Raw genomic sequence first — 24,554 nt, 5'->3', positions numbered from 1 at the left:
ACATGTTCATGGAAATCCAGGAGAATTCCGCGGGTACCCGCGCGTCCGATACTCCCGAGGTGGTCCGGCCACTGGGGCCGTCCGAGCGCTGGCTCTGGATCATCGACCAGATTTCACCGATGAACGCGGTCGTCTGGGTGCATCTGCGCGGCCGGATGGAACACCAGCAGCTCGCCCTGGCCGCCGAGGCTGTGGTCGCGGAACATCCTCTGCTGAGAGTCCACGTCGAGACCGAGCCCGACGGCACGAATCCGCGGTTCGTGCCGACGGCCGATCCGCGCATCCCGATCCGGACCGTTCACGTGGCGGCAGACGACGCGCAGGCGGCCGACGCCGAGGTCGACACGGTGCAGTTGTCCGAGCGCATCGATTGGCGAACCGGCCCGCTGGCCCGAATCGTCGACATCGTCCGGGGTGGTGGCACACCGGACGAGTCGCACGACCTGATTCTGACGGCGGCGCATCTCATCACCGATGGCATGGGCATGACGTCGTTGTTGCGGCGCCTTCTCGAACACGCCGCGCAGTCGACCACAGACGATGCTTCGCCGAGAACGGCCGTACGGTCGCGCAGCCCCCTTCCGGTTCCGGAAGACCTGCTGCCTCGCCGACTACGAAGCATCGCCCGGGCGAAGGCCGTCTCGCGCGTGGATCGGGCGATCACAGCGCTGAGCAAACCGCAGTCGCTCGAACCCGAGGCCACAGTGCCTCCGCAAGAGCGCCGCACGCGGTTCATCCGGCGGATACTGCCGGCCGCGGACCTCAGCGGCCTTCTCGCGCGCTGTCGGCACGAAGGCGTCACCCTGCACGCTGCCCTGACCGCCGCCACGGCACGGGCGGTGGGGGCCGAGATCACCCCCGCCGGAGCCGGCAGGGTATCGGTCATATCGGCGATCAGCTTGCGGCATGAATTGGTGCCACGCGTCGACAACCGGGAACTCGGTTCGTACGCGAGCGGAGTGGTCGCGCATGTCGCCGCCGATCCCGCGGCCGACTTCTGGATCGCGGCGCGCAAGTTCGATCGCGATCTGGCGAGACGGCTGCGGTTCGGGCAGCATCTGTCGGCTTTCGCCGCCTTGGCCTTCATGGCTCCGCCGTCGGTCGAGTCCAGCGGGCCGCTCATCGATCTCATCGACCACAAGACGTCGCGGGGCATCGCCATCTCGAACTTCGGTCGGTTGAACATGCCCGGCAGAATCGGTGAGTGGGATGTCACCGGCGTTCAGGCGGCCGCCGGAATATCGTGTCTCAGCTGCCTGCGTTCGGTTGTGACGATCAGTGGTGGGGATCTGTACTGGAACTTCACCTTCATCGAAGGACTCATGTCGGCGGAGCGAGCCGGCCGGATCGCCGATAGGGCGGTGGCCGCGCTGACCGTCAGCCCGGTCCGGTAGGTGACGTCGCCCGCGCCGGGTGATTCGCGCCGAATTCGTGCTTTTCTCGCATGATGCGATGCAAGACCACAGCAGACAGAATCGAAACAAGCAATACCGGCACCACCGCTCCCAGATCGACCGCGTACGTCGCGAATCCCGCAGTGAGGACGAGTCGTTCGATATTCAGCATCGCGTGCGCTCGTAATGCCCGAATTCTCTGGGAGTGATCGGAACGACTCAGCAGGCGGAACGCGTACCAGCCGAGCATCGCGGAAAGGACGAGCGACGCGACGTACGCGACGTTGTTCTTCCCCAGAAACCACGGTACGACCATCGCTGCGGCAATCGCCGCAGCGTATAGGGAACGGGCAAGCGCGACAGTGAATGTCGTCCCGCGAACCGCGGCGACGGTATCGTAACCGCCCGCTCGATCTCCCTCGGCATCTCGCAGCGTACCGACCAGGTTGGAACTGATGTCGTGGCAGCAGAATACGAACGCCGATACCAGCAGGGTCCACGTCGCCCAGGAGTGGACGGCCATCGCACCGTAGAACAGTCCGAAAGCTCCCAACGAGCCGCGCACAGCGTTACCTGAGAACCCCCGAGCCTTGAATCTCGCGCTATAGCCGAAGATTCCCACTATTATCGCCGCGGACACGGGAACCGTGCGCCAGTCGATCGCGATGCCGATCCCGATGAGCAAACCGAAACACACCATTGCGGAGACAGCCGCCTCGGTGGGTGTCAGCCGTCCGGAAGGTATCGGCCGGTGCGGCTTCGCGATCGCATCGAGATCGCGATCGAGTAGATCTCCGAGATAGTGTGCGCCGAGCCAGCCGGCGGACAGCCCGACACACGACATCGCGACCTTCCAGCCGTCGCTGTCAGAACCAGTCGAACCGACTCCGGCCAGCGCGAGCATTACCGGATACGCCAGCGTGTAGGGCCGCCACGTTTCCCAGTGCGCGGTCAGGTGAGTACGAAACCGACGCCGGTTCTCCGCCACAACGATCACAAGGAGGGGCGGGTGTCGATCCGGCGCCACGCCGAGCTCGCCTTCACCACGAACGCCGCAGTCAAGGTGGAGCTCGCGAAGGGAGTCATCGTCGGCGGCTTGCCGACCTCGTCCAAGATCCAGTACAGCGAGCCGGCCGGCCACAGCCGATCCACACCGCGAGAACCGGCGAGGTAGTCGGCCGCCCGGGCGGACCGCTCGAGGTCTTCGCTGTTCAGCAGATCCGGGACGGTGGCCAATGCCAGCAAGGCCAGCGCCGTACTCTGCGGGTCGCTACCCGCGGAACGGCGGCCCCAGCCACCATCCGGATGCTGGGTCGCTCGCAGCAGATTCACCGCGGACAGCACAGCCGGCGAATCCGGCCGCACCGCCGACAGCAGCCGCAGGCCCACGTAGATGGCGTAGAACCGCCCGCAGTAGAAGGGGCTTGCCCAGCCCCCGTCGTGCCGCTGCACCTGTTCCAAGTGGTCGATTCCGCGCGCTATCGGACCGGCGAACCGATCCGGATCGCTCAGGTGCAGGGCGAACAACAGGCTGGGGAATACATCGGCGTCACCGGAGTCCTCCCACAGGCAATTCGTCCAAGGTTCGGGAAGTCGCCCGTCGGCGGTCCGTTCGAAGTCGGGCACCAACCATGTGCGGACCACGCCGTTCGGCCCGACGCAGTGGTCCAGCGCGAATTCCAATGCGGGGATGCAATATTTCTCGACATCCGCTCGCAGTCCCGCCTGCGACAGAGCGATGGTGATGCAGGAGAGAGTGTCGGCGTCCGGCGGGAATTCCGGCAGGTCGGGGAAGTAGTTCCAGCCACGCCCGTCACCCCGTCGCCGGTTCAGCAGATAATCGAGTTCACCTTCGATCAGCGGTTTCGCCTGATCGCCGAGAAGCTCGGCACAATCTGTCAATACGTCGACGATAAGTGCGCGCTGGAACAGATCGCCTTGCTGTTCTTCGGTATCCGATCCAAGACCGAGTTCGCGCGGTACTCGCAGCGTGTCGGTGAGATCTGTCGGCCCACCGCTGATCTGAGTGGCCAGGTGGACGATACCCGGCCACGCGATATTCTCCCAAGCTGTGGCCTCGACACTGAGGTCGGTCTTTTCTCCCATGGCAGTCTCCCATCTGAACCATGCCATTTCGGTAAGCCGCTCGACGATATACAGCGGCAGCTTCCCGCTTGTCGATATTTACCGAGAGGCGCGGAATCGATGGCGCTCGAATACGAATTCCATGACGCTTCCCCCTCGCGGTGCACGTTCGTGCAACTAACAGGCGATCGTGTAGTCGGATCGAGCCCGTGACCCCCGGTCAACCGAATACTAGCGTGCCCGTTCCCCCGAGCGCCAGGGTTTGTCGAATGTTCCGACAGTTGTCACTCTCGCCGATTGCCTTGCAGCACTTGACAACCTGTGCAATGCTGGAGCGATATGCGACGGGGGTGCACATGACGACAACCAGTGGCGACTTGCCACATCTTCGGCTTGCCTCGCCGACGCCTGCAACTCAGCCGTTCCGGAATCAACAGGTCGACTCGCCGATGCCGTTCGGCAGATATGTTCGCGCGGCACACCCGACACAATTGAGAGATGAGCCGGCGGGACGATTGTGGCCGACTCGAACGATAGACAATGCTCCGCTGTGGAGTTCGGTGGACTTGCGCGACGGTAACCAGGCATTGGCACATCCGATGGACCTGCACCGCAAAGCGAAGATGTTCGATCTTCTCGTCGGTATCGGATTCAAAGACATCGAGGTCGGCTATCCGTCGGCGAGCCAGGCCGATTTCGATTTCGTCCGCAGCATTATCGACGGAGACCGGATTCCCGACGATGTGACGATAAGCGTATTCACTCCGGCCAGGCCGGAGCTGATCGATCGGACGTTCGAAGCTGTTCGTGGCGCGGATCGCGCGGTTGTGCACCTGTGCCATGCGACAGCGTGCCTCTGGCGCGAGGTCGTGTTCGGCATGTCGATGAACGACGTCCGGCGAATGGCCGACGGCGCCGCCGAACACATGATGCGATGCGCCGAAACGTTCGACCCGTCACGGCTCCTGTTCGAGTACTCACCGGAGACCTTCAACATCACCGAGCCCGAGTTCACGCTGGAGCTCGCCAACTCCGTGGCGGCCATCTGCGGCGCGCGACCCGATCGGCCGCTGATTCTGAACCTCCCCACGACAGTCGAGACGGATACGCCGAACGTGTTCGCCGACCAGGTCGAATGGATGGACCGGAATCTCGAGGATCGCGCATCGATAATCCTGTCGGTGCATCCGCACAACGACCGCGGGACCGCCGTCGCGTCGGCGGAACTCGCGTTGCTGAGCGGTGCGGACCGTGTCGAGGGCACGTTGTTCGGTAACGGTGAGCGGACCGGCAACGTCTGCCTGGCCACGTTGGCACTCAATCTGTTCAGCCGCGGAATCGACCCGAAACTCGACTTCTCGAACATCGATGACATACGGGCGACTGTCGAGTACTGCAACCAGATGCCGGTCCACCCGCGCCACCCCTACGTCGGCGAACTCGTCTACACGGCCTTCTCCGGCACCCATCAGGATGCGATCGCCAAGGGCATGGCGGCCCTGCAACAGCGCGCCGCCGATACGGACCGGGACGTGCGTTCCCTGGCGTGGGAAGTTCCCTACCTACCGATCGACCCGAAAGATGTGGGGCGTAGCTACGAGTCGATCGTCCGGCTCAACAGTCAGTCCGGCAAGGGCGGCATCGCCCACGTACTCGAGACTCGGCACGGCCTCCACCTGCCCAAGGCGCTTCGTCGCCATTTCGCCGATACCGTTCAGCTGCTGGTGGACGCCAGTGGGACCGAACTCGACCCGGATCGACTCTGGGACGTATTCCGCGCGGAATACGTCGAAGTGGAAGCGCCCCTGCTGTTCGAGCACTGCAGGAGGGAGAACAGCGGCCCCGGGATCTCCGTCATCGTTACGGTCACCGAGGACGGCAGGCTGATCGAATTCCACGGATCCGGTGCGGACCCGAGCTCCGCTCTCGTCGACGGAATGCGTCGAGCGGGGCATGACATCGACGTTGTCGACGTGACTCGTCAAGCACCGGCAGATCGGAGCTGTCCGCACGGCAACCCCGTCTACTGCGAACTGATCGTCGACCAGGTGCGGTCCTTCGGGGTCGGTCTGGACGATTCGACGACGGCGGCGGAAGTGCGCGCCATCATCAACGCGGTGAACAAGGTTCGCGGCGGGGTATCCGCAGAGCCGATTCACTGATCGCATCGCCATCACGATCGAGGACACCCTGTATGACTCTGCCCGGACACACCCTCGCGCTCCCCGACCGCCCACTTGTCCACCTCGAATTCGAACGCCACGCCGCTGCCGCTGCCGATCGAGTCGCTGTGACATGCGGCCCTGTCGTCCGGTCCTACGGTGAGCTCAACGCCCGGGCGAATCAGCTCGCGCATCATCTGCGGTCGAAATCGGTCGGGCCCGGTTCCCTGGTCGGCCTCTGCCTGGATCGGACTCCGTGCCTGATCGAGGCGATTCTCGGGGTACTCAAGGCCGGTGCCGCCTATGTACCACTCGACACCTCGTACCCGCCGGACCGGTTGCGGCTGATGCTGGCGCAGCTGCCCGACATGGCCATGGTCATCGGCTCGGCCGAGACCGAGGCAATGCTCGGCCCCAGCCGCCCCGAGACGATCCTGCTCTCCGACGAGGGGCGCGATCAGGCGATCCGCGATGCACCGGTGAGTAATCCGCAGTCGGCGGTGACGCCGGCGGACCTGTGCTATGTCGTCTTCACCTCGGGCTCGACGGGGACTCCGAAGGCGACCGCGGTGCGCCATAGCGGCTGGTACAACCTGTTGAACTGGCTCGTCCTCGAATACGGTCTGGACCAGCTCTCGTCGAGTCTCGTGGTGAGCTCGTTCGGGTTCGACATCACGCAACGCAGCATCATGACACCGCTGTTCTCGGGCGCTGCCGTGCACCTGCTCGGCAGCCGCAGCTTCGACCTTTCGCTCGCCTACCGCTTGCTCGGTGAGCGTGACGTGCGAACCCTGCACTGCGCCCCGAGCACGCTCTACCTGCTGGTCGACCGGGAGATGAAGCGCGGTGGCACGGCACTGACACAGGTGGGATACGTGTTCATCGGTGGCGAAGCGCTGTCCTCCACACGGGTGTCGACGTGGGCGACGCGGCCTGGGAACACCTGCGTCCTGCTGCACCAGTACGGCGTTGCGGAGTGCACCGACGTCGCCACCTCCCACCCGATGACCGACTACCCGGGCTACGCCGCCGCGGGTGTCACGCCGGCCGGAAAGCCGGTGTACAACACCACGATCCACCTGCTCGGCGAGCACCTGGACGAGGTGGGGCCCGGTGAGGTCGGGGAGATCTGCATCTCCGGGGCAAGTGTCGGCGCCGGCTATATCAACCCGTCGGAAGAGGGGTCGGCTCGGTTCACGAAGATCGAGCGGAACGGGCTGCTGATTCCGGTGTACCGCACCGGCGACCGGGGCTATGTGACGCCAGGCGGCGAGCTCGTCCTGGTCGGCCGCATGGACTCGCAGGTGAAGATCCGCGGTCATCGGATCGATCTGGGAGAGGTCGACCAAGCCGTGCGGCGCAACGGTGCGGTCAACGACGCGGCGGTCGTCGCGGTGGCCGACGACGCCGACGATCTGCAACTGATCGCCTTCGTGATTCCGACGGCCGACGCACTCGACAAGCCTCGACTGCGCAAGGAGTTGCTCGCAGTGCTACCGCACGCGATGGTCCCCGCCGAATTCGTCGAAGTAACGGCATTTCCACTCAATCCGAACGGCAAAGTCGATCGCAAGGCCCTAGCCGCTCACGGTGTATCTCGTAGCAGCTCCTCTCCGGCATAGCGAACGGCGGGCCCGGACGGCGCCTGCTCCAGGATCACGTGCGCGTTGGTACCGCTGAGTCCGAATGACGACACACCGGCACGCCGGGGACGATCGGCGGCCGGCCATTCCCGAGCCTCGGTGAGCAGGCTCACCGCGCCGGCCTCCCAGTCGACGTGGCGGCTCGGCTTGTCCACATGCAGTGTCGCGGGCAGCACGCCGCGTCGGAGGGCCTCCACCATCTTGATGACGCCCGCCAGCCCGGAAGCAGCCTGGGTGTGGCCGATATTCGACTTCACCGAGCCCAGCCACAACGGTCGATCCACGGGGCGATCCTGCCCGTAGCCGGCCAGCAGCGCCTGCGCCTCGATCGGATCGCCGAGCGTGGTGCCGGTGCCGTGCGCCTCGACCGCGTCGATCTCGTTCGGCGCCAAGCCGGCATCGGCCAGGGCCGCGCGGATGACCGCCTGCTGCGCCGGGCCGTTCGGTGCGGTGAGGCCGTTGCTGGCACCGTCCTGATTGACCGCCGAGCCGGCCACCACCGCCAACACGGGATGACCCAACCGCTCCGCGTCCGAAAGGCGCTCCAACACAACAACACCCACGCCTTCGGAGAATCCGGTGCCGTCGGCCGCATCCGAGAACGCTTTGCATCGGCCGTCCGGCGCGAGCCCCCTCTTGCGCGAGAATCCGATGAACACCCCCGGCGACGCCATGATCGTGGCGCCGCAGGCCAACGCCATCGAGCATTCACCTGACCGGAGTGCCTGTGCGGCCAGATGGAGTGAGACCAGCGACGACGAGCACGCTGTATCGACTGTCAACGCGGGGCCCTCCAGCCCGAGGAAATAGGCGATCCGACCGGAGCCCAAGCTGAGTGTGGAGCTCTCGCCCAGATACGCCTCGGCTTCGGGCGGCGCGTTGTTCAGCAGGCGGGCCGCATAGTCCGCGTAGGTGATGCCGGCATATACCCCGGTCGCGCTGCCCCGCAGTGATTCCGGGTCGATCCCGGCACGCTCCAGCGCTTCCCACGACACCTCGAGCAGCAACCGCTGCTGCGGATCCATCGCCAGCGCCTCCCGCGGGCTGATCCGGAAGAAGTCGGCGTCGAACCCGGCCACGCTGTCGAGGAAGCCACCGGCGCGAGCGTAGGTCGTACCGGTGTGATCGGGATCCGGATGATAGAGATCGGCCAGGTTCCACCCGCGGTCTTCGGGGAATGCGCTGAGCACATCGCGCCCCTGGGTAACTATCTCCCACAGTTCGTCGGCGGAATCCGCCCCGCCGGGATACCGGCAACTGCTGCCCACGATGACAATCGGATCATCGCGGTCCGGCCGAACCATCCGGCTCGCCGACGGAGGTGTCGAGGGCCGCGGCGCGATCTCGGCCGTCAGGTGACGGGCCAGTGCCGCCGGAGTCGGGTAGTCGAACACCGCGGTCACCAGCAGCCGGACGCCTGTTGCCCGCTGGAGCCGGTTGCGGAATTCCACCGCGCTGAGTGAATCGAACCCGAGCTCTGTGAACGAACGATCGACGTGCACCGACCGCTGCTCGGACCCGAGCACGGCACTGGCGTGTTCGACGATCGACGCCAGCATCTGCTGTTCCCGTTCGGCGGCGGTGGCGCCGGTGGACACGGTATCGGCGGTCGGTCGCTCCACGTGAGCCGCTCGCCGGGTGGGCACCAGGGCGCGGACCAGCGCTGGGACATCGTCGAGCGCCGCGAGGGCGGCGGTGTCGATCCGCGCGGTCACCACGACTGCGCGCGTGGCAGCCATCGCCGTATCGAACAGTCGCAAGCCCTCCTCGGCGGACAGCGCGACCATGCCGCTTCGACTCAGCCGGGCCCTGTCCCGATCGTCGAGGTGACCGGTCATCTCGCTCGCCTGGTCCCACTGCCCCCAGGCCATCGAGATCGCGGGCAGACCCCGGTGCCGCCGATGCTGCGCCAACGCGTCCAGAAAGACGTTCGCAGCCGCGTAGTTCGCCTGACCGTGCGTGCCCACCACACCCGCCATCGAGGAGAACAACACGAATGCGGCCGGATCCGCGTCGAGGGTGAGCTCGTGCAAGTGCCACGCGGCGTCTACCTTCGGCCGCATCACCGTGTCCAGCCCCGCCGGGGTCACCGCATCGAACACGGCATCGTCGAGGACTCCGGCCGCGTGAATCACGGCCGTCAACGGGTGCTGCGCCGGGATTCCCGCCAAGACGGCCGCCAGGGCGTCCCGATCGGCGACGTCACAGGCGACCAGGGTGACACTGGCACCCAGCGCCCTCAATTCCTCGGTGACGGCCTCCGCGGCTGCCGCCGCCTGTCCTCGCCTACTGATGAGCAGCAGATTCCTGGCACCGTATTCGGACACCATGTGCCGGGCCAGCAGCGTGCCGAGCATTCCGGTCCCGCCGGTGATCAGGACCGTTCCGTCCGGGTCGATCGGCCGGGGCACCGTCAGTACGAGCTTTCCGACGTGCCTCGCCTGCGCCATGAACCGATACGCCGCGGGCGCTTCACGCAGATCCCAGGCGCGAATCGGCAACGGCGCCAACGCACCCGAGTCGAACAGCGCGACGATCTCACACAACATCTGCTGCAGCCGATCCGGATCGGCCCGGGTCAGATCGAACGCGCGATAGCGGACTCCGGCGTATGTGGCTGCCACGTGTTCGGGATCGCGAAGATCGGCCTTGCCCATTTCGATGAATGTGCCGCCGGGCGCCATCAGCCGCAACGACGCGTCCAGCAGGTCACCCGTGAGTGAATTGAGCACGGCATCCGCTCCGGCGGAACCGAACTGCGCGCGGCACCGGTCCTCGAATTCGAGAGTGCGTGACGAGGCGATGTGCTCGTCGTCGAATCCCATGTCCCGCAACGTGGCCCACTTGCCGGGGCTGGCGGTGGCGAAGACCTCCAGCCCCCGATGCCGCGCCAGCGCGACCGCGGCCATCCCGACACCGCCGGTCGCGGCGTGCACGAGAATGCGCATCCCCGCGCGGAGGTCCGCGAGTTCGGTCAAGGCGTAGTGGGCGGTGAGGAAGGCCGCCGGAATCGCGGCGGCCTGGGCGAAGGTCAGCCCGGCGGGAATCGGCACCACCGTACGGCGATCGGTCACCGCCACCGAACCGGCGCCGGCGAACAATCCCATCACCCGTTCTCCGGGCGCGAGATCGGTCACCTCCTCCCCCACCTCGAGGACCACGCCCGAGCCTTCGGCACCCACCGCGATGCCCGGGTCGGGGTAGGTGCCGAGCGCGATCAGCACATCGCGGAAGTTCATACCGTTGGCACGCACACCCAGGCGCACCTCGCGTGGACCGAGCCGCCGATCCGCTGCCGGCCACGGCCGCAAGGCCAGGTTGTCCGCGTCCAGCGTGCCGGTACCGAGGGTGACCAGTCCCCAGGCGGCGCTCCCGGCGGGCGCGCTGAGGGTGGACTGTCCGTTGTCCCTGATCAGCCGGGGTGCCAGTACCGCACCGTCACGCCATGCCACCTGTGGCTCGTCGACCGCCAGCGCCGCGGACACCGCGGTGTCGACCTGTGTCCAATCCTCGACATCGACCAGCACGATCTGCCCGGGATTCTCCGTCTGGGCCGAGCGCAGCAATCCCCACACCGGCGCGCGGCTCAGATCGACCACGTCCTCGCCGTGGACCGACACCGCCCGGCACGTCACCACCACGAGCGGGGCATCCGGGCCGGTCGACAGCCACCGCCGCACCCGTTCGAGCACCGTGGCGACCGCGGTCCGCGTCGATGCCGCCAGGTCGGCCGGGACAGCGTGCGGCGCGTCGGGCGGTCGCACCGTCAAGACCGTCCGCGCCACGGTTTCGGTGCGCCCCGGCGACGGAAGCGGCACCCATTCGACCGCGAATTGCGATCCCGGGCCGGAGACGGTCGATGTGAACTGCGACAACGACATGTCCCGCACCGCAAGAGATTCGATCGAGGCCACCGGCGCGCCCGAGGGATCGGCCATCCGCACCCGCACCTGCCGGTCTCCGCTGCGGGTCAGCTGCACCCGCAGCGCGGTCGCGCCGAACGCGTGTATCGACACCCCGGACCAGGAGAAGGGCAGCAGCACGAACCCGTCCGCCGGCTCTAACCCGGCCAACGCGATGACCTGCACCGCCGCGTCCCACAGCGCAGGGTGGAGCGCGTACGGGCCGACGTCCTCCGGCTCCGGCAACACCACCTCCGCGAACACCTCGTCCGCGCCGCGCCGCCACGCCGCGCGCACACCCTGGAACGCCGGACCGTACTCGTATCCCCGCTCGGCGAGGTCAGCGTAGAAACACCCGATATCGGACTCGACCGCGCGCGCCGGCGGCCACTGGGCCAGTTCGGGCATCGTCGGCACCGAGGTCTGTGGCGACAACTCCCCGGACGCATGGCACACCCAGGGTCGCTCGCCGTCCTCTGTCCTGCCCTCCTCGCGCGAGTACACCGACACCGCACGCAGCCCACCCTGCTGTGGACCGCCGACCACGACCCGCAGGTAGGCGCCTCCCACAGCGGGCACCACCAACGGCGCGTGCAGCACGAGTTCGGCGACTACCGGACAGCCCACCTCGTCACCTGCTCGCACGGCCAGCTCCACGAGGGCCGCACCGGGCATCAGTACCGAGCCCCCCACGGTGTGATCACGAAGCCAGCCGGCCGACGCCATGGCCACCCTGCCTGCCACCACCACACCACCGGAATCCGGTTGCGCCACCACCACATCCAGGAGCGGGTGACCGATCGTGGACAGCCCCGACCTGCTCGTGCCGATTCCCTTCGGCTCGGTCCAGTACGACTGCGGATCCCAGGCGTACGTGGGCAGATCGGCGCGGCCGGACGCGGGCATCAGAGGTGTCCAGTCCAGCCCGAAACCGCCGACGTACAGCTGCGCCACCGCGCGATCGTGACAACGTGGACCGCTTTCGCCTCGGCGCAGGGAGCCGACCGCGACCACCGCGCGATCACACTCCGCGGCAACGGTTTCGACGGCCGTGGTCAAGCTCGGATGCGGGCTCGCCTCGACGAAGAATCGGTAGCCGTCGCCGATCATCCGCTCGATCGTGTCGGCGAAACGGACCGGCTCGCGCAGATTGCGATACCAGTAGTCCGGCGCCAGCGGCTCGGCGGGCAGTGGCTCCGCGGAGACCGTCGAGTACCAGGTGATCGAGGCCGGAAGGGCAACGATCCCCGCCAGCTCGGCAGCCAGTGGCTCCCGCAGCGGGTCCATGTCCGAGCAGTGCGATGCGTAGTTCACCGCCAGCAGACGGCAGAAGACGTTCTCCTGCTCCAGTTCGGCCAGCAGGGCCGTCACGGCCTCGCGGTCACCGGTCAGCACGGTGGAGGCGCCACTGTTCACCGCGGCCACCGACACCCCGCCACCCAGCCTCGCTTCCAGTGCCGCGGCAGGCAATCCGACCGCCGCCATCGCACCACCGCTGACGGTCGACAAGGCCCGGCTGCGCCGGGTGATCACGGCTGCCGCGGCCGCCAGCCCGATGGCACCGCCGACATAGGCCGCGGCGATCTCACCCTGGCTGTGGCCTACCACCGCGTCCGGCAGCACGCCGGCCGCCTGCCACATCGCGGCCAGCGACACCATCACCGCGAACAGCATCGGCTGCACGACATCATCGTCACGCAGCGGGGGCGCGTCCGCATCACCACACAGCACACCCACCGCCGACCAGCCGGTGTGGGGGCGCAACGCTTCGTCGCAACGTGTGAATTCGGCTCGGAACACCGGGGATTGCGACCACAGATCCCGGCCCATCCGCAGCCACTGGGATCCTTGCCCAGGAAATACGAACGCCACCTTGCCCGAGATCACCGCGTCCTCGGGCCCCACCGTGTTCGGCGCGGGCTCGCCCAGCGAGACTGCCCGAAGTCCCTCGAGCAACTCCGCACGATCGGCGGCCACGACCACTGCCCGGCGCTCGAAGTGCGTGCGGTGCAGGGCAAGTGATCGCGCCACCGACGGCAGAGCGAGGCCCGGATCCGATTCCACCAGGCCGATCAGGCGCTCGAGCTGACCGCGCAGTGCGGCATCACTGCGGGCCGAGAGGGGGAACAAGGTCGCGCTGCCCGCGCCGTCCGGTTCGACAGCCGCGGGTGGCGCCTCCTCGAGGACGACATGCGCGTTGGTGCCGCTGATCCCGAACGAGCTCACCCCGGCCCGCCGCGGCCGGCTACCGCGAAGCCACCGCGCGGGCCGATTCTGCACCGCGACACCGCTCGTCTCCCAGTCGATCCGCTCGGTCGGATGCTCGGCGTGCAGCGAAGCAGGAACTGTCTCGTGCCGCAGCGCGAGCACGGTCTTGATCACGCCGACGATCCCGGCCGCTGCCTGGCTGTGCCCGAGGTTGGACTTCGCCGAACCCACCCCCATCGGACGCCCCGGTTCGCGACCCGGACCGAATACCCTTGCCAACGCCCGCATTTCGATCGGATCGCCGAGGGTGGTGCCGGTGCCGTGCGCCTCCACGTAGTCGATGTCGGCCGCGTGCAGACCCGCCGCGGCCAGCGCCGCGCGCATGACCCGTTCCTGCGCGATACCGTTCGGAGCGGTCAGGCCCTGGCTGCGACCGTCCGAGTTGACTGCCGACCCCCGAAGCACCGCCAGCACCGGATCGCCGTCGCGCACGGCGTCGTCCAGGCGCTTGAGCATCACCACGCCGCAACCTTCGCCCCACACCATGCCGTCGGCGTCGGCGGAGAACGGCCTGCACACCCCAGACGGCGACATCGCTCGCAGCCTGCTGAACTCAACGTGGGTCTCGGGGCCCACCAACACCGTGGCCCCACCCGCGAGGGCCTGATCACATTCACCCGCCCGCAGTGCCTGCGCGGCCAGATGCAGCGCCACCAGCGACGACGAACACGCCGTGTCGATGGTCACCGCCGGGCCGTGCAGGCCCAGCTGGTAGGCGATCCGGCCGGCCGCGACACTGGTCGCCGAACCGGTGCCCACATAACCGTCGAGCTGAGCCAGCGCCGCGCCGGCGAGGTAGGTGCTGCTGTAGAGCCCGAGATACACCCCGGTCGACGTACCGCTCAATGCGCGAGGATCACACCCGGACCGTTCGATCGCCTCCCAGCTGGTCTGCAACAGCAGCCGCTGCTGCGGGTCCATCGCCGCGGCTTCCCGCGGCGTGATGCCGAAGAAGGCGGCGTCGAACTCGGCGATCCGCTCGAGAAATCCGCCCCGCAGTGTGTATGCCGTGCCCGCGACGTCGGGGTCCGGATGGTACAGCCCGTCGAGGTTCCATCGACCCGACGGCACCTCGCCGACTACGTCTGTCCCGTCGGCCAGCAGCTTCCAGAATGCTTCCGGATCGTCTGCTCCGCCGGGCAATCGGCATGCCATCCCCACAATCGCCACGGCACTGTCGCCGGTGTCGGGCTGTTCGTCGGCTCGTGGTGTGGCCGCCTCAGCGAGGACGGTGCCGAGGGCGGTGATAGTCGGATGTTCGAAGATCACACTCGGATCGACATCCCGGCCGATGCTTTCGGCCAAACTCGCCGTGAGCCGGACCAAACTGCTGGAGCCCAAACCGAATTCGGCCAGCGGACGATCGACGTCGATCCGGTCCTGGTGCAGGCCGGTCTCCTGCGCCACCGCGGCGATCAGCCACGCTTCGATCTGCGCCGCCGAAGCCGTGTCGGCGATGCGTCGAGTCTCCTGGTTCTCCGCTGCCGCAGCGCCTGCCGGAACCTCGACCGTGTCCAGTTCGCCGTCGAGATAGGCTGTGCGGCAAGCCCGGCGCTGGACCTTGCCGCTACTCGTCTTCAAGATCGTTCGCGGGCGGATCAGCACGACATCGTGGATGGCGATGGCGTGTTCGGTAGCAACGGCGCCCCGGACAGCTGCCCGGATGTAGTCCAGCTCGTCCGCCTCGGTCGCCGCCACTTCGACGACCAGTACCAGCCGCTCCCCGACATCGCCCGTGTCCACGGGGAACGCCGCGACGCAGCCCGGACGCACCGAGCCGTGCGCGGATTCGGCCGTCAACTCGATGTCCTGCGGGTAGTGGTTCTTGCCGTCGATGATCAGCAGATCCTTGCTCCGCCCCGCGACGAACAATTCGCCCGCGGAAAGGAATCCGAGATCGCCGGTCCGCAGAAAACGACCCCGACCGTCGACGAGGACGCCGCCGAACACCTCGGCCGTCTTGTCCTCGTCGTTCAGATACCCTGCCGCCACACTGTCGCCGGACACCCAGATCTCGCCGACTTCGCCGTCGCGGCACTCCACGCCTCGCTCGGGATCCACGATCGCGAGCGTGACACCTCGGGGCGGGTAACCCACCCCGACCACCTCACGTGACCGGGCGGGGTCGGCATCGGTGGAATGTTTCACCACTGTCGGTGCGCGATCGACCGGAGCGCCCGTCACGAGCAGCGTGGCCTCGGCCAAGCCGTAGACCGGCTGGAATGTCTCCGGCCGAAACCCCGACGGTGCGAACGCGTCCGCGAATCGGCGCAGTGTGCCTGCGCGCACCGGCTCCGCCCCGTTGAACGCCACCCGCCATCGGCTCAGGTCCAGCTGTTCTGCCAGTTCGGCGGTGACTCGCCGTGCGGCCAGTTCGTAGCCGAAGTTGGGACCGCCGCTGGTGTGCGCCCGAAAGTGCGATACCGCGTGCAGCCACCGCTCCGGCTTCTGCAGAAAGTGCAACGGAGAGAACAGAACTGCATCGACCCCCAGATACACCGTCTGCAACACCGGCCCGATCAGCCCCATGTCGTGATACACCGGCAACCAGCTGACGAACAACGAACCGTTCCACGACGCCACCCGCTCGGGGGTGTGGTCCATGGCCTCGGCGATCGCCTGCTGATTGTGCAGGAGGTTGCGGTGGGTGACGACGACGCCTCGCGGTGCACTCGTAGAGCCCGATGTGTACTGCAGAAAGGCGACCGTTTCCGGGCCCACCCCGGGATCGGACCAGGTCGACGCGATATCGCCGGGAACTTCGTCGGTCGCGATCCATCGCAGCCTCGCCAGTTCCGGCACCTGCTCGACCACCGCGCCGAGCGCATCGATGACCGATCGGGTGGTCAGCACCACCTGGATGTCGGCGTCCGCGATGACCTGACGCAACCGGCGCAACGCCCGATCGACCTCGTGCCGCTGTGGCAACGGCACCGGCACCGCCACCACGGCACCGGCAAGGCAGCCGAAGAAGCCCGAGAGGAACTCGATCCCCGGTGGGTACAGCAACAACGCCCGCCGATGCGCGAAACCCTCGGCCTGCAACCGTGCCCCGATCGCCATTGCCCGGCGTTCCAGGTCGGCGTAGGTCAGTTCATCGATGTCACCGCCGATGTCGCCCGTTTTCAGGAATCGGAAGGCGAGACCAGATCCTTGCTCCGCCTTCCGCAGCATCAACAGATCCAAAAACGAACCGAACATATGCGCACCCATTCAAATCAAGCTGCGAAAAGAGTTCGCAGTACTCACTCGGTCTCCCCGTGACCATCTCCGCCGGCATCCTCATCCAGCAGTCGGAGCAGTTGCTCTATGTCTTCCAAACTTTCCCCGGCATCCTCGTCCCCGGGATCCGATGCTTCGGTCATCTCGGTCGAGTCACCGTCGCTGATCTCACTGAACAGGTGACGGGCCAGCAGATCGATTGTCGGATAGTCGAAGACGACTCCGGCCGATACCGCGACGCCGAGCCATCGACTCAGCTCATCCGACATCCGCACGCCTTGCAGCGACGTCAATCCCAGCTCCGCGAACGGCACGGTGGTATCGATCTCCGCGCGTGGTACCGCCAGCTTCTCCGCGAGTGCACCGATGAACCAGGAACGGATTTCTCGCTCACCGGGAATATTCACCGGCCGCGAACCGGACGAGGCGCCCGACGAGTCATGACTCACTTGGATTCCTCATTTCCGAGGGCGATGCCACGCCAATAGCGTTGCCGCTGAAATGCATACGTGGGCAATGCCACCGTGCCCCGCCGTCCGAAGACGGCTCCCCAGTCGACCCGGATCCCTCGAATCCAGCCGCCCGCGACGCCCCGAAGAAGCGCATGCGGTGCGTCGAATCCGATCTCGATGAGGGTGGCTCCCGGACGTGCCAGCACGTCGCGCGCCGGCTCCGGGGTGTACAAGGAGCCGAACGGCCCGGCCGGTTCGCCCGAGGCCGCGAACGATATCGACGGCTCCGCGAGAGCGAAATCGGCCAGTGCCGTGGGCAATTCGTCCGCGGTCGCCAGCGTGCAGGCATCTTTGAACGACAAAACACCAGCGACATGAGCAGCGGTGATCTCACCCAGCGAACTGCCCATCACACAATCCGGCCGCACACCCCAGGATTCCAGCAACCGGACCAGGGCAACCTCCACCGTGAACGGCGCCGCCGGCTGTTCACCGAACTCAGCAGTGACAGCGTCGAACGCGGCGGCGAAAACCGGAAATTCCTCGTACAGCAGCTGTCCCGCACCGGTATCCCGTCCAGCGAAGTGGAAGGTCGTCGTCGCGTCGACGGCCGTTCGGCCGGTGAGAAGCCCCGTCACGGTGGAACCTTCGGCCAATGCCGTCAGTCCGTCAACGAGTTCTTTCCTGTCCCTGCCGAGGACAACGGCCCGGTAGTCGAACGCCGATCGTGTCGTCGCCAGCGAATAACCGATATCGACCGGATCCAACTCCGGGTGCCGCTGCACATGAGCGAGCAGCTTCGCCGACTGCGCCATCAGGGCCGCGTCACTCTTGGCCGAAATCACCCACGGAATCACCGAGAGCACGGCCGAATCTGTCGCGTCGACAGGAACGCCCGAGGGAACCTGCTCGAGAATCACATGCGCGTTGGTGCCGCTGATTCCGTAGGACGATACTGCGGCCCGGCGCGGCCAATCATTGTCCGGCCACGACTGTGTCTCGGTAACCACGTGCACGCCCCCGGTCGACCAGTCCACATGGGGGCTGGGTTCATCGACATGCAGCGTCGACGGCACTGTCTCGCAGCGCATCGCCTCCACCATCTTGATCACCCCCGCGATCCCGGAAGCGAGCTGTGTGTGGCCCATGTTCGACTTGATCGATCCCAGCAGCAACGGCCGATCCTGCTGCCTGCTCTGTCCGTAGGTCGCCAGCAATGCCTGTGCCTCGATCAGGTCCCCCAGCTCGGTACCGGTCCCGTGTCCTTCCACCACATCCACTTCGGCGGCCGGCACCCCGGCGTTGGCCAGCGCCGCGCGGATCACCTGCTGCTGAGCCAGGCCGTTCGGCGCCATGAACCCGTTCGAGGCACCATCCTGATTGACCGCCGAACCACGCACCACCGCCAGCACCTCGTGCCCGAGCCGCCGTGCCTGCGACAAGCGCTCCAGCACCAGCATTCCCACGCCTTCGGCGAAAATCGTCCCGTCGGCGCCCGCCGCGAACGATTTCACCCGCCCGTCTCCGGCCACTCCGAGACCGCCCTCGAACAGCGCGAAGACTCCCGGCGTCGCGAGGACCGAACCGCCCCCGGCCAGCGCCATCGCGCATTCGCCCGAACGCAGGGCCTGCACGGCCGTATGCACGGCCACCAAACCTGACGAACACGCGGTATCCAGGCTTATCGCAGGCCCTTTCAGGCCCAGGATGTACGAGATCCGCCCCGAGGCCAGCGCCGCGACACTTCCGGTCAGATAAGCCGTCGAGTCGGTATCGGCGTACTCCCCCTGCGCCTCCAGGGATCCATAGCCTTGGTCATTGCCCGCGCCGACATAGACGCCGGTGTCGCTGCCGTGCAACGTCCGTGGATCGATCCTGGCGCATTCGACAGCCTCCCACGCCGCTTCCAGCACCAGGCGCTGTTGTGGATCCATCGCCGACGCCTCGGGTGGCGTGATCCCGAAGAATTCGGCATCGAACTCGCCAGGCGCGGTGAGGAATCCGCCGGAACGACTCCGGATCTTGTCGAAATCTATGGGCCCGAGACCATGTCGGACAAGGTTGTCCCACCCGCGATCCGTCGGCCAATCCGTGATGACATCGCGACCGTTCAGAACGGTCTCCCACAGCTCCTGTGGTGATTCGATGCCACCTGGATAGCGGCAGGACATGCCGATGATCGCGATCGGCTCGCGCGACCTCGCCTCGATGTCCCGCAAGCGCTGGCGAGCCTTCTGCAGGTCCTTGACGGCCTTCTTCAGATAGTCCCGGAGCTCGTCCTCCCTCACTGCCAAAGACCTCTCAACTCAGTTGAACGTCGGATCGGAACGGTCCAGATACTCGAATATGGCGTCGTCTTCATCAAAATCTATGTCCTCTTCCGGATCGACCTCACGACTCACAACGACGCTCTCCGGCAATGTCGCCCTGACTCTCCTGGCCATTTCCTCCATACGATCCGCGAAGATCCGGAGGTCTTGATCTTCGAGATCCCCGAGTAGCGAGGTCTCGGCGAGTGAGTCGATCTGACCGAGTATTCGTCTTGCCGGGTTGTCGTCGGGCGCGAGATGCTCGCCGATGTAGCGAGCCAATGCCGAGGGAGTCGGATAGTCGAAGACGGCGGTCGCCGACAGCTTCACACCGGTCGCGGACTGCACTCGATTGCGGAACTCGACCGCGCCGAGCGAGTCGAATCCCAGGTCGGCGAAGGCGGAGTCGGCGGGGATGTCGTCGGGAGAGCCGTGCCCGAGCACAGTGGCCGCGTGCGAGCGGATCGCGTCGAGGAACAGTCGTTCCTTGTCGGCGCGGCTGAGCCCGGCCGATTCAGCCAGCAGCTTCGAGACGGTACCCGAATCGCTGTCGGAAGCTCGTCTGGTTACCCGGACCAGTCCGCGCAGCAGCGGCGGAATGTCGTCCACGTCGACAATCCGCCGGCGAATCACCTCCAGTTCCATGGGGGCAGGCACGGTCGACGGCAGACCCGTGGCCATCGCCGCATCGAACAGGGCCATGCCCTTGGCGTCCGAAATCGGCGCGAAACCGCCACGCCGCAATCGCTCGAGATCCGCGTCCCGCAGGTGCCCGGTCATCCCGGTGGGCCGCTCCCAGACGCCCCAGGCCATGGCGGTCGCCGGCAAGCCGAGCCGCTGGCGGTGGTGCGCCAAGCCGTCCAGAAAGGCGTTCGCCGCCGCGTAATTCGCTTGGCCGGGACTGCCGAGCACCCCCGCCACCGAGGAGTACATGACGAACGCGTCCAACGGCAGATCGCGAGTCGCCTCGTGCAGATTCCACGTGGCATCCACCTTGGGCAGCAGCGCCCGCTCGACATGCCCCGGCGTCTGCGACGAGAAGACCGCGTCGTCCACCACACCCGCTACCTGAACGACTGCCGTCAGCGGGTGCGACCGATCGATACCCGCCACCAGTGATCGGACCGCGGCAGGGTTCGCCATGTCGCAGGCGACCACCTCGACCCGCGCGCCCAGTTCCGACAATCGCGACGCCAATTCGCCGACCCCCAGGGCGGCAGGCCCGCGGCGTGAAGTCAGCACCAGATGGCGCACACCGCACTCGGCCACCAAATGTTCGGCCAGCCTGCCTCCGAGACCACCGGTGCCACCGGATATGAGCACGGTCCCCTCGGGGTTGCGGCTCCTCGGTATCGACAGGACGTTCTTTCCGACGTGTCTGGCCTGACTCAGGAACCGGCTTGCCTCCGGCGCCTGACGCACATCCCACACCGTGACCGGCACCGGCCGCAACGCACCGGTGTCGAACAGGTCGGCCACCTCGACCAAGATTTCGTGAATCCGGTCGGCGCCCGCCTCTGGCAGCATGAACGCGCGGTATTCGACGCCGGGATACCGCGCGGTGATCTGCTCCGCCTCGCGGATATCGGTGACGCCCATTTCGATGAATCGGCCACCGCGTGACAGCAGTTCCAGCGAGGCGTCGATCTTGTCGCCGGTCAGCGAATTGAGAACCACGTCGACTCCCGAGCCGCCGGTGTTCCGGAGGAATTCGGCGGAGAAATCGGTGCTCCGGGTATCGCCGATCCGATCGTCGGAAAATCCCGCGGCACGCAGGACATCCCATTTCGGAACGCTCGCCGTCACGTAGAGATCCAGTCCCCAATGGCGCGCCAGCTGCACAGCGGCCATACCGACACCGCCGGTCGCCGAATGCACCAACACCGACTCGCCCGGCGACGCCTGCGCCAGATCCCGCAGCGCGTAGACCGCGGTCGCGAACACGACGGGCACTCCGGCCGCTTCTTCGAACGTCAGCACTTCGGGAAGACGAACCATCATCCGCTGATCCGCCACCACCGTCGACCCGATCCCCGCGAAGATGCCCATCACCCGATCGCCGGGCGTCAGATCCACCACATCGTCGGCCACCTCGAGCACCACACCGGCACCCTCGCTGCCGACCGGGGTGTCCGCAATCGGGTACATCTCCAACGCGATCAGCACATCACGGAAATTCAGGCCGACCGCATTCAAGCCGACCCGAACCTCACCCGCCCGCAACGACGCAGGCGACGAATCATGGGAAGCGGCGATCATGTTGTCGCCGTGCAACGTCCCTCGCCCTCGCGTCACCAGCTGCCAATCGCCGCCGGCGGTGACAAGCTCCGCGGAGCCGAGGACATCTGCGCCGACTCGTACCAGCCGTGGCACGAGTACCTCCCCGTCCCGCACGGCACTCTGATGTTCGCCGCCATGCGAAATCGCGGCGACGACCCCGGTGCGGTATTCCGCACGATCCCCGACATCGACCAGGACGATCCGTCCGGGGTTCTCGTTCTGGGCACTGCGGACCAGCCCCCACACGGCGGCGCCCACCAGATCATCGACATCCTCGACGCGATGCGTCGCGACCGCACCCGAGGTGACCACGACGGCCGGCGGCGAATCCACCCCCTGCAAGTTCTGCAACAGCGCCAGGACGTCGGTCACACCGGTGCGCACCTGTCGGGCGCCCTCCGCACCGATCTCGGCGAAGAAGCACCGCGCCACCAGGTATTCCCGGCCGTGGACTACGCACCGCTCCAACGGCAGGCCGGTCTCGTCGGCAACGGTCGTCCACTCACCCTGCGGCACAACGGCTTCCTTGGACGGAGCCGCCAACCAGTTGGTCGTGAACAGTGCGTCACCGACCGAAAAGCGCTGCGCCGCCGCACCGAACGAGGCGGGTGAAACATCTCGAACCGTCAGCGCTCCCACCCGCGCCACCGGTCCCCCCGCCGGATCGGACAACTCGATCTCGACACGATCGGAACCCGCGACCCGCAGTCGAACCCGCAGATCGGTGGCGCCGACAGCCGACAGCGAAACGTCCTCCCAGGAGAACGGCAGGCGGACATCTCCGGCGGCGGTTCCGGCACCGAGCGCACCCGTGACCAGCAGCGCGTGCAGTGCGGAATCCAGCAGTGCCGGATGAATGCCGAACCCTTCCACCTCCGCCCGCGCATGCTCCGGCATGCTCACCTCGGCAAACGTCTCGTCCCCACGACGCCACACCGACCGGAGACCCCGAAAGACCGATCCGTATTCGTACCCCGCCTCGGCCAGATCTTCGTACACCTCACCCAGCGGGACCGCCGACGCACCAGCGGGTGGCCACTGCGCCGAATCGCCCGAACTTCCGAAACCCTTACTCTCCGAACGCAATACGCCCGTCGCGTGGCACACCCATGGCGCACCCGAGCCGTGGCCGGGGACCTGGGGGCGGGAGAACACCGTCACCGACCGCTGCCCGGACCCCGTCGGCTCGTCGACGGCGACCTGCAGCTCGACCGCGCCCGAGTCCGGCACCACCAAGGGCGCCTGCAAGATCAGCTCCTCCACTACCGGAGCCTGCACCACACTGCCTGCGTGCAGCGCCAACTCCACGAACGCCGTCCCCGGCAGCAAGATCGCACCACCCACCCGATGGTCGGCCAGCCACGGATGCGTCTGCAACCCCAACCGCCCCGACAGCAACACCCCGCTACCGGCGGCCAGATCGACCACCGCACCCAACATCGGATGACCCGCCGCGGATAGACCGGCCGCGCCGACATCTGTAGTCGTACTCTCGTTCAGCCAGAACGACTTTCGCTGAAACGCGTACGTCGGCAGGTCGACCCGCCCGGCACCGGTCCCCGCGAAGACAGCCGACCAATCCACACCGACACCGACCACATACGCCTCCGCCACACCGGTGACGAAAGCCGTGTCGGCGTCACGGTTCAGCCGGAGAATCGACGTGAGGACCTGTGGTGGCGTGGCGTCGCCCGCAGCCGCGAGACTTTCCCGCGTCATCGCGGAAAGCGCGGTGCCGGGGCCGATTTCGAGGAAACTGCCGGCGTTGCCACCTCGGCCCAGGTATTGGGCGCCCGACATGAATCGGACGGGGTCGCGCAGATGCCGAACCCAGTAGTCCGGTGAACCGAGCTGGGTGGGGTCCGCGGGCTTTCCGGTGAGGTTGGAGACGACTTCGATGCCGGGCGCGTGAAAATCGAGGCCGCGGCAGACCGCGGCGAAGTCGGCCAGGACGGGGTCCATTCGCCGGGAATGGAAGGCGTGGCTGGTCCGTAGTCGCTTCGTCTGTTTTCCGGCGGCTGCCAGCGCCTCTTCGAATTCTCCGACCGCGTCGTCGTCGCCGGAGACGACCACCGAGGTGGGTGCGTTCACCGCCGCTATGCCGAGCCTGTCTCCGTAATCCGCCAGCAAGGGTGCCACGAAATCCTCCGCCGCCGATACCGACATCATCGAACCGCCGGCGGGCAGGGATTGCATGAGCCGACCGCGTGCGGCTACCAGGGTGCAGGCATCCTTCAGCGGCAGGACACCGGCGATATGGGCGGCGGTGATCTCGCCCAGCGAATGCCCCATCGCACAGTCCGGCCGCACATTCCAGGAATCGAGCAGCCGGAAGAGCGCCACCTCCACCGCGAACAGTGCGGCCTGCGTATACACGGTCTGATGCAGCAACTCGGCGGTGCCGGAGCCGGGGTCGGCGAAGATCACCTCGCGCAGCGAAGTCTCGAGTTCTCCGTCGAACTCGGCACAGATGGCGTCGAACGCCTTGGTATAGACCGGATACCGATCCCAGAGCAGGCGCCCCATACCCGACGATTGGCTGCCCTGGCCCGGGAACAGAAAAACGGTCTTGGCCCCGACCGTCGTACGGCCGGTCACGAGTCCGGGCGCGGTGGCGTCCTGGGCCAAGGCCGTGAGTCCGGCGACGAGTTCGTCCTTGTCCCTGCCCAGAACGACAGCCCGGTGATCGAACGTGGATCGCGTCGTCACCAGCGAATAGCCGATATCGACCGGGTCCAGCCCGGGGTGTCGCTCCACGTGAGCCAGCAGTTTCGCGGCCTGCGCGGTCAACGCGGCAGCACTCTTGGCCGAAATCACCCACGGAACGACCGGCACCG

At 66.8% G+C, this 24,554-nt stretch carries 8 protein-coding genes and 2 pseudogenes; 3 read left to right on the top strand and 7 right to left on the bottom strand.

The window, feature by feature from the left end; all coding sequences use genetic code 11:
• Positions 1 to 2: 2 nt before the first annotated feature.
• On the top strand, positions 3 to 1,394 hold the full coding sequence (locus ACWDXS_RS00710) for a phthiocerol/phthiodiolone dimycocerosyl transferase family protein (protein WP_449960572.1): 1,392 nt from the start codon (positions 3 to 5) through the stop codon (positions 1,392 to 1,394).
• Here the strand turns inward: ACWDXS_RS00710 and ACWDXS_RS00705 are convergent.
• Positions 1,378 to 2,298 carry a UbiA family prenyltransferase gene (locus ACWDXS_RS00705; protein WP_449960569.1) on the bottom strand — a complete coding sequence of 307 codons (921 nt, stop codon included), beginning with the start codon at positions 2,296 to 2,298 and terminating at the stop codon, positions 1,378 to 1,380. The two genes, ACWDXS_RS00710 and ACWDXS_RS00705, sit on opposite strands and share 17 nt — an antisense overlap.
• A gap of 89 nt (positions 2,299 to 2,387) precedes the next feature.
• Positions 2,388 to 3,500 carry a hypothetical protein gene (locus tag ACWDXS_RS00700; RefSeq protein ID WP_449960566.1) on the bottom strand — a complete coding sequence of 371 codons (1,113 nt, stop codon included), beginning with the start codon at positions 3,498 to 3,500 and terminating at the stop codon, positions 2,388 to 2,390.
• A 188-nt stretch (positions 3,501 to 3,688) separates the two neighbouring features.
• On the opposite strand from ACWDXS_RS00700, the gene ACWDXS_RS00695 reads away from it, so the two are divergent.
• Both ACWDXS_RS00695 and ACWDXS_RS00690 read left to right on the top strand, forming a co-directional pair.
• Positions 3,689 to 5,641 (top strand): 2-isopropylmalate synthase, encoded by a 1,953-nt coding sequence (locus ACWDXS_RS00695; protein WP_449960563.1) that lies wholly within the window; start codon positions 3,689 to 3,691, stop codon positions 5,639 to 5,641.
• Positions 5,642 to 5,673: 32 nt separating this feature from the next.
• Entirely contained in the window at positions 5,674 to 7,263 is a 1,590-nt protein-coding gene (locus ACWDXS_RS00690) for an amino acid adenylation domain-containing protein (RefSeq protein ID WP_387446767.1), read from the top strand.
• A gap of 8 nt (positions 7,264 to 7,271) precedes the next feature.
• Here ACWDXS_RS00690 and ACWDXS_RS00685 read toward each other — a convergent pair.
• The 5 genes and pseudogenes from ACWDXS_RS00685 to ACWDXS_RS00665 form a co-directional block, all read right to left on the bottom strand.
• Positions 7,272 to 10,607: pseudogene (locus ACWDXS_RS00685) on the bottom strand (type I polyketide synthase); the annotation flags it as partial.
• 102 nt (positions 10,608 to 10,709) lie between these two features.
• Positions 10,710 to 16,628: pseudogene (locus ACWDXS_RS00680) on the bottom strand (beta-ketoacyl synthase N-terminal-like domain-containing protein); the annotation flags it as partial.
• A 71-nt stretch (positions 16,629 to 16,699) separates the two neighbouring features.
• Positions 16,700 to 17,125 (bottom strand): acyl carrier protein, encoded by a 426-nt coding sequence (locus ACWDXS_RS00675; RefSeq protein ID WP_449960559.1) that lies wholly within the window; start codon positions 17,123 to 17,125, stop codon positions 16,700 to 16,702.
• Complete coding sequence (locus tag ACWDXS_RS00670) at positions 17,122 to 19,416, bottom strand: type I polyketide synthase (RefSeq protein ID WP_449960556.1); 2,295 nt, start codon at positions 19,414 to 19,416, stop codon at positions 17,122 to 17,124. Before ACWDXS_RS00670 ends, ACWDXS_RS00675 begins: the two co-directional genes overlap by 4 nt.
• Before the next feature lie 18 nt (positions 19,417 to 19,434).
• Entirely contained in the window at positions 19,435 to 24,552 is a 5,118-nt protein-coding gene (locus ACWDXS_RS00665; RefSeq protein ID WP_449960553.1) for an SDR family NAD(P)-dependent oxidoreductase, read from the bottom strand.
• Positions 24,553 to 24,554: the final 2 nt, after the last annotated feature.

The sequence above is a fragment of the Nocardia sp. NPDC003183 genome (assembly GCF_053590715.1).
The sequence above is the reverse complement of the archived record's forward strand: the minus strand, read 5'-3'. Positions and strand labels throughout refer to the sequence as shown.

What these genes read in the sequence shown, in the direction of transcription:
- ACWDXS_RS00690 (WP_387446767.1), top strand. Translation starts at nt 5,674, where the DNA reads ATGACTCTGCCCGGACACACCCTCGCGCTCCCCGACCGCCCACTTGTC.
- ACWDXS_RS00710 (WP_449960572.1), top strand. Translation starts at nt 3, where the DNA reads ATGTTCATGGAAATCCAGGAGAATTCCGCGGGTACCCGCGCGTCCGAT.
- ACWDXS_RS00705 (WP_449960569.1), bottom strand. Translation starts at nt 2,298, where the DNA reads ATGCTCGCGCTGGCCGGAGTCGGTTCGACTGGTTCTGACAGCGACGGC.
- ACWDXS_RS00700 (WP_449960566.1), bottom strand. Translation starts at nt 3,500, where the DNA reads ATGGGAGAAAAGACCGACCTCAGTGTCGAGGCCACAGCTTGGGAGAAT.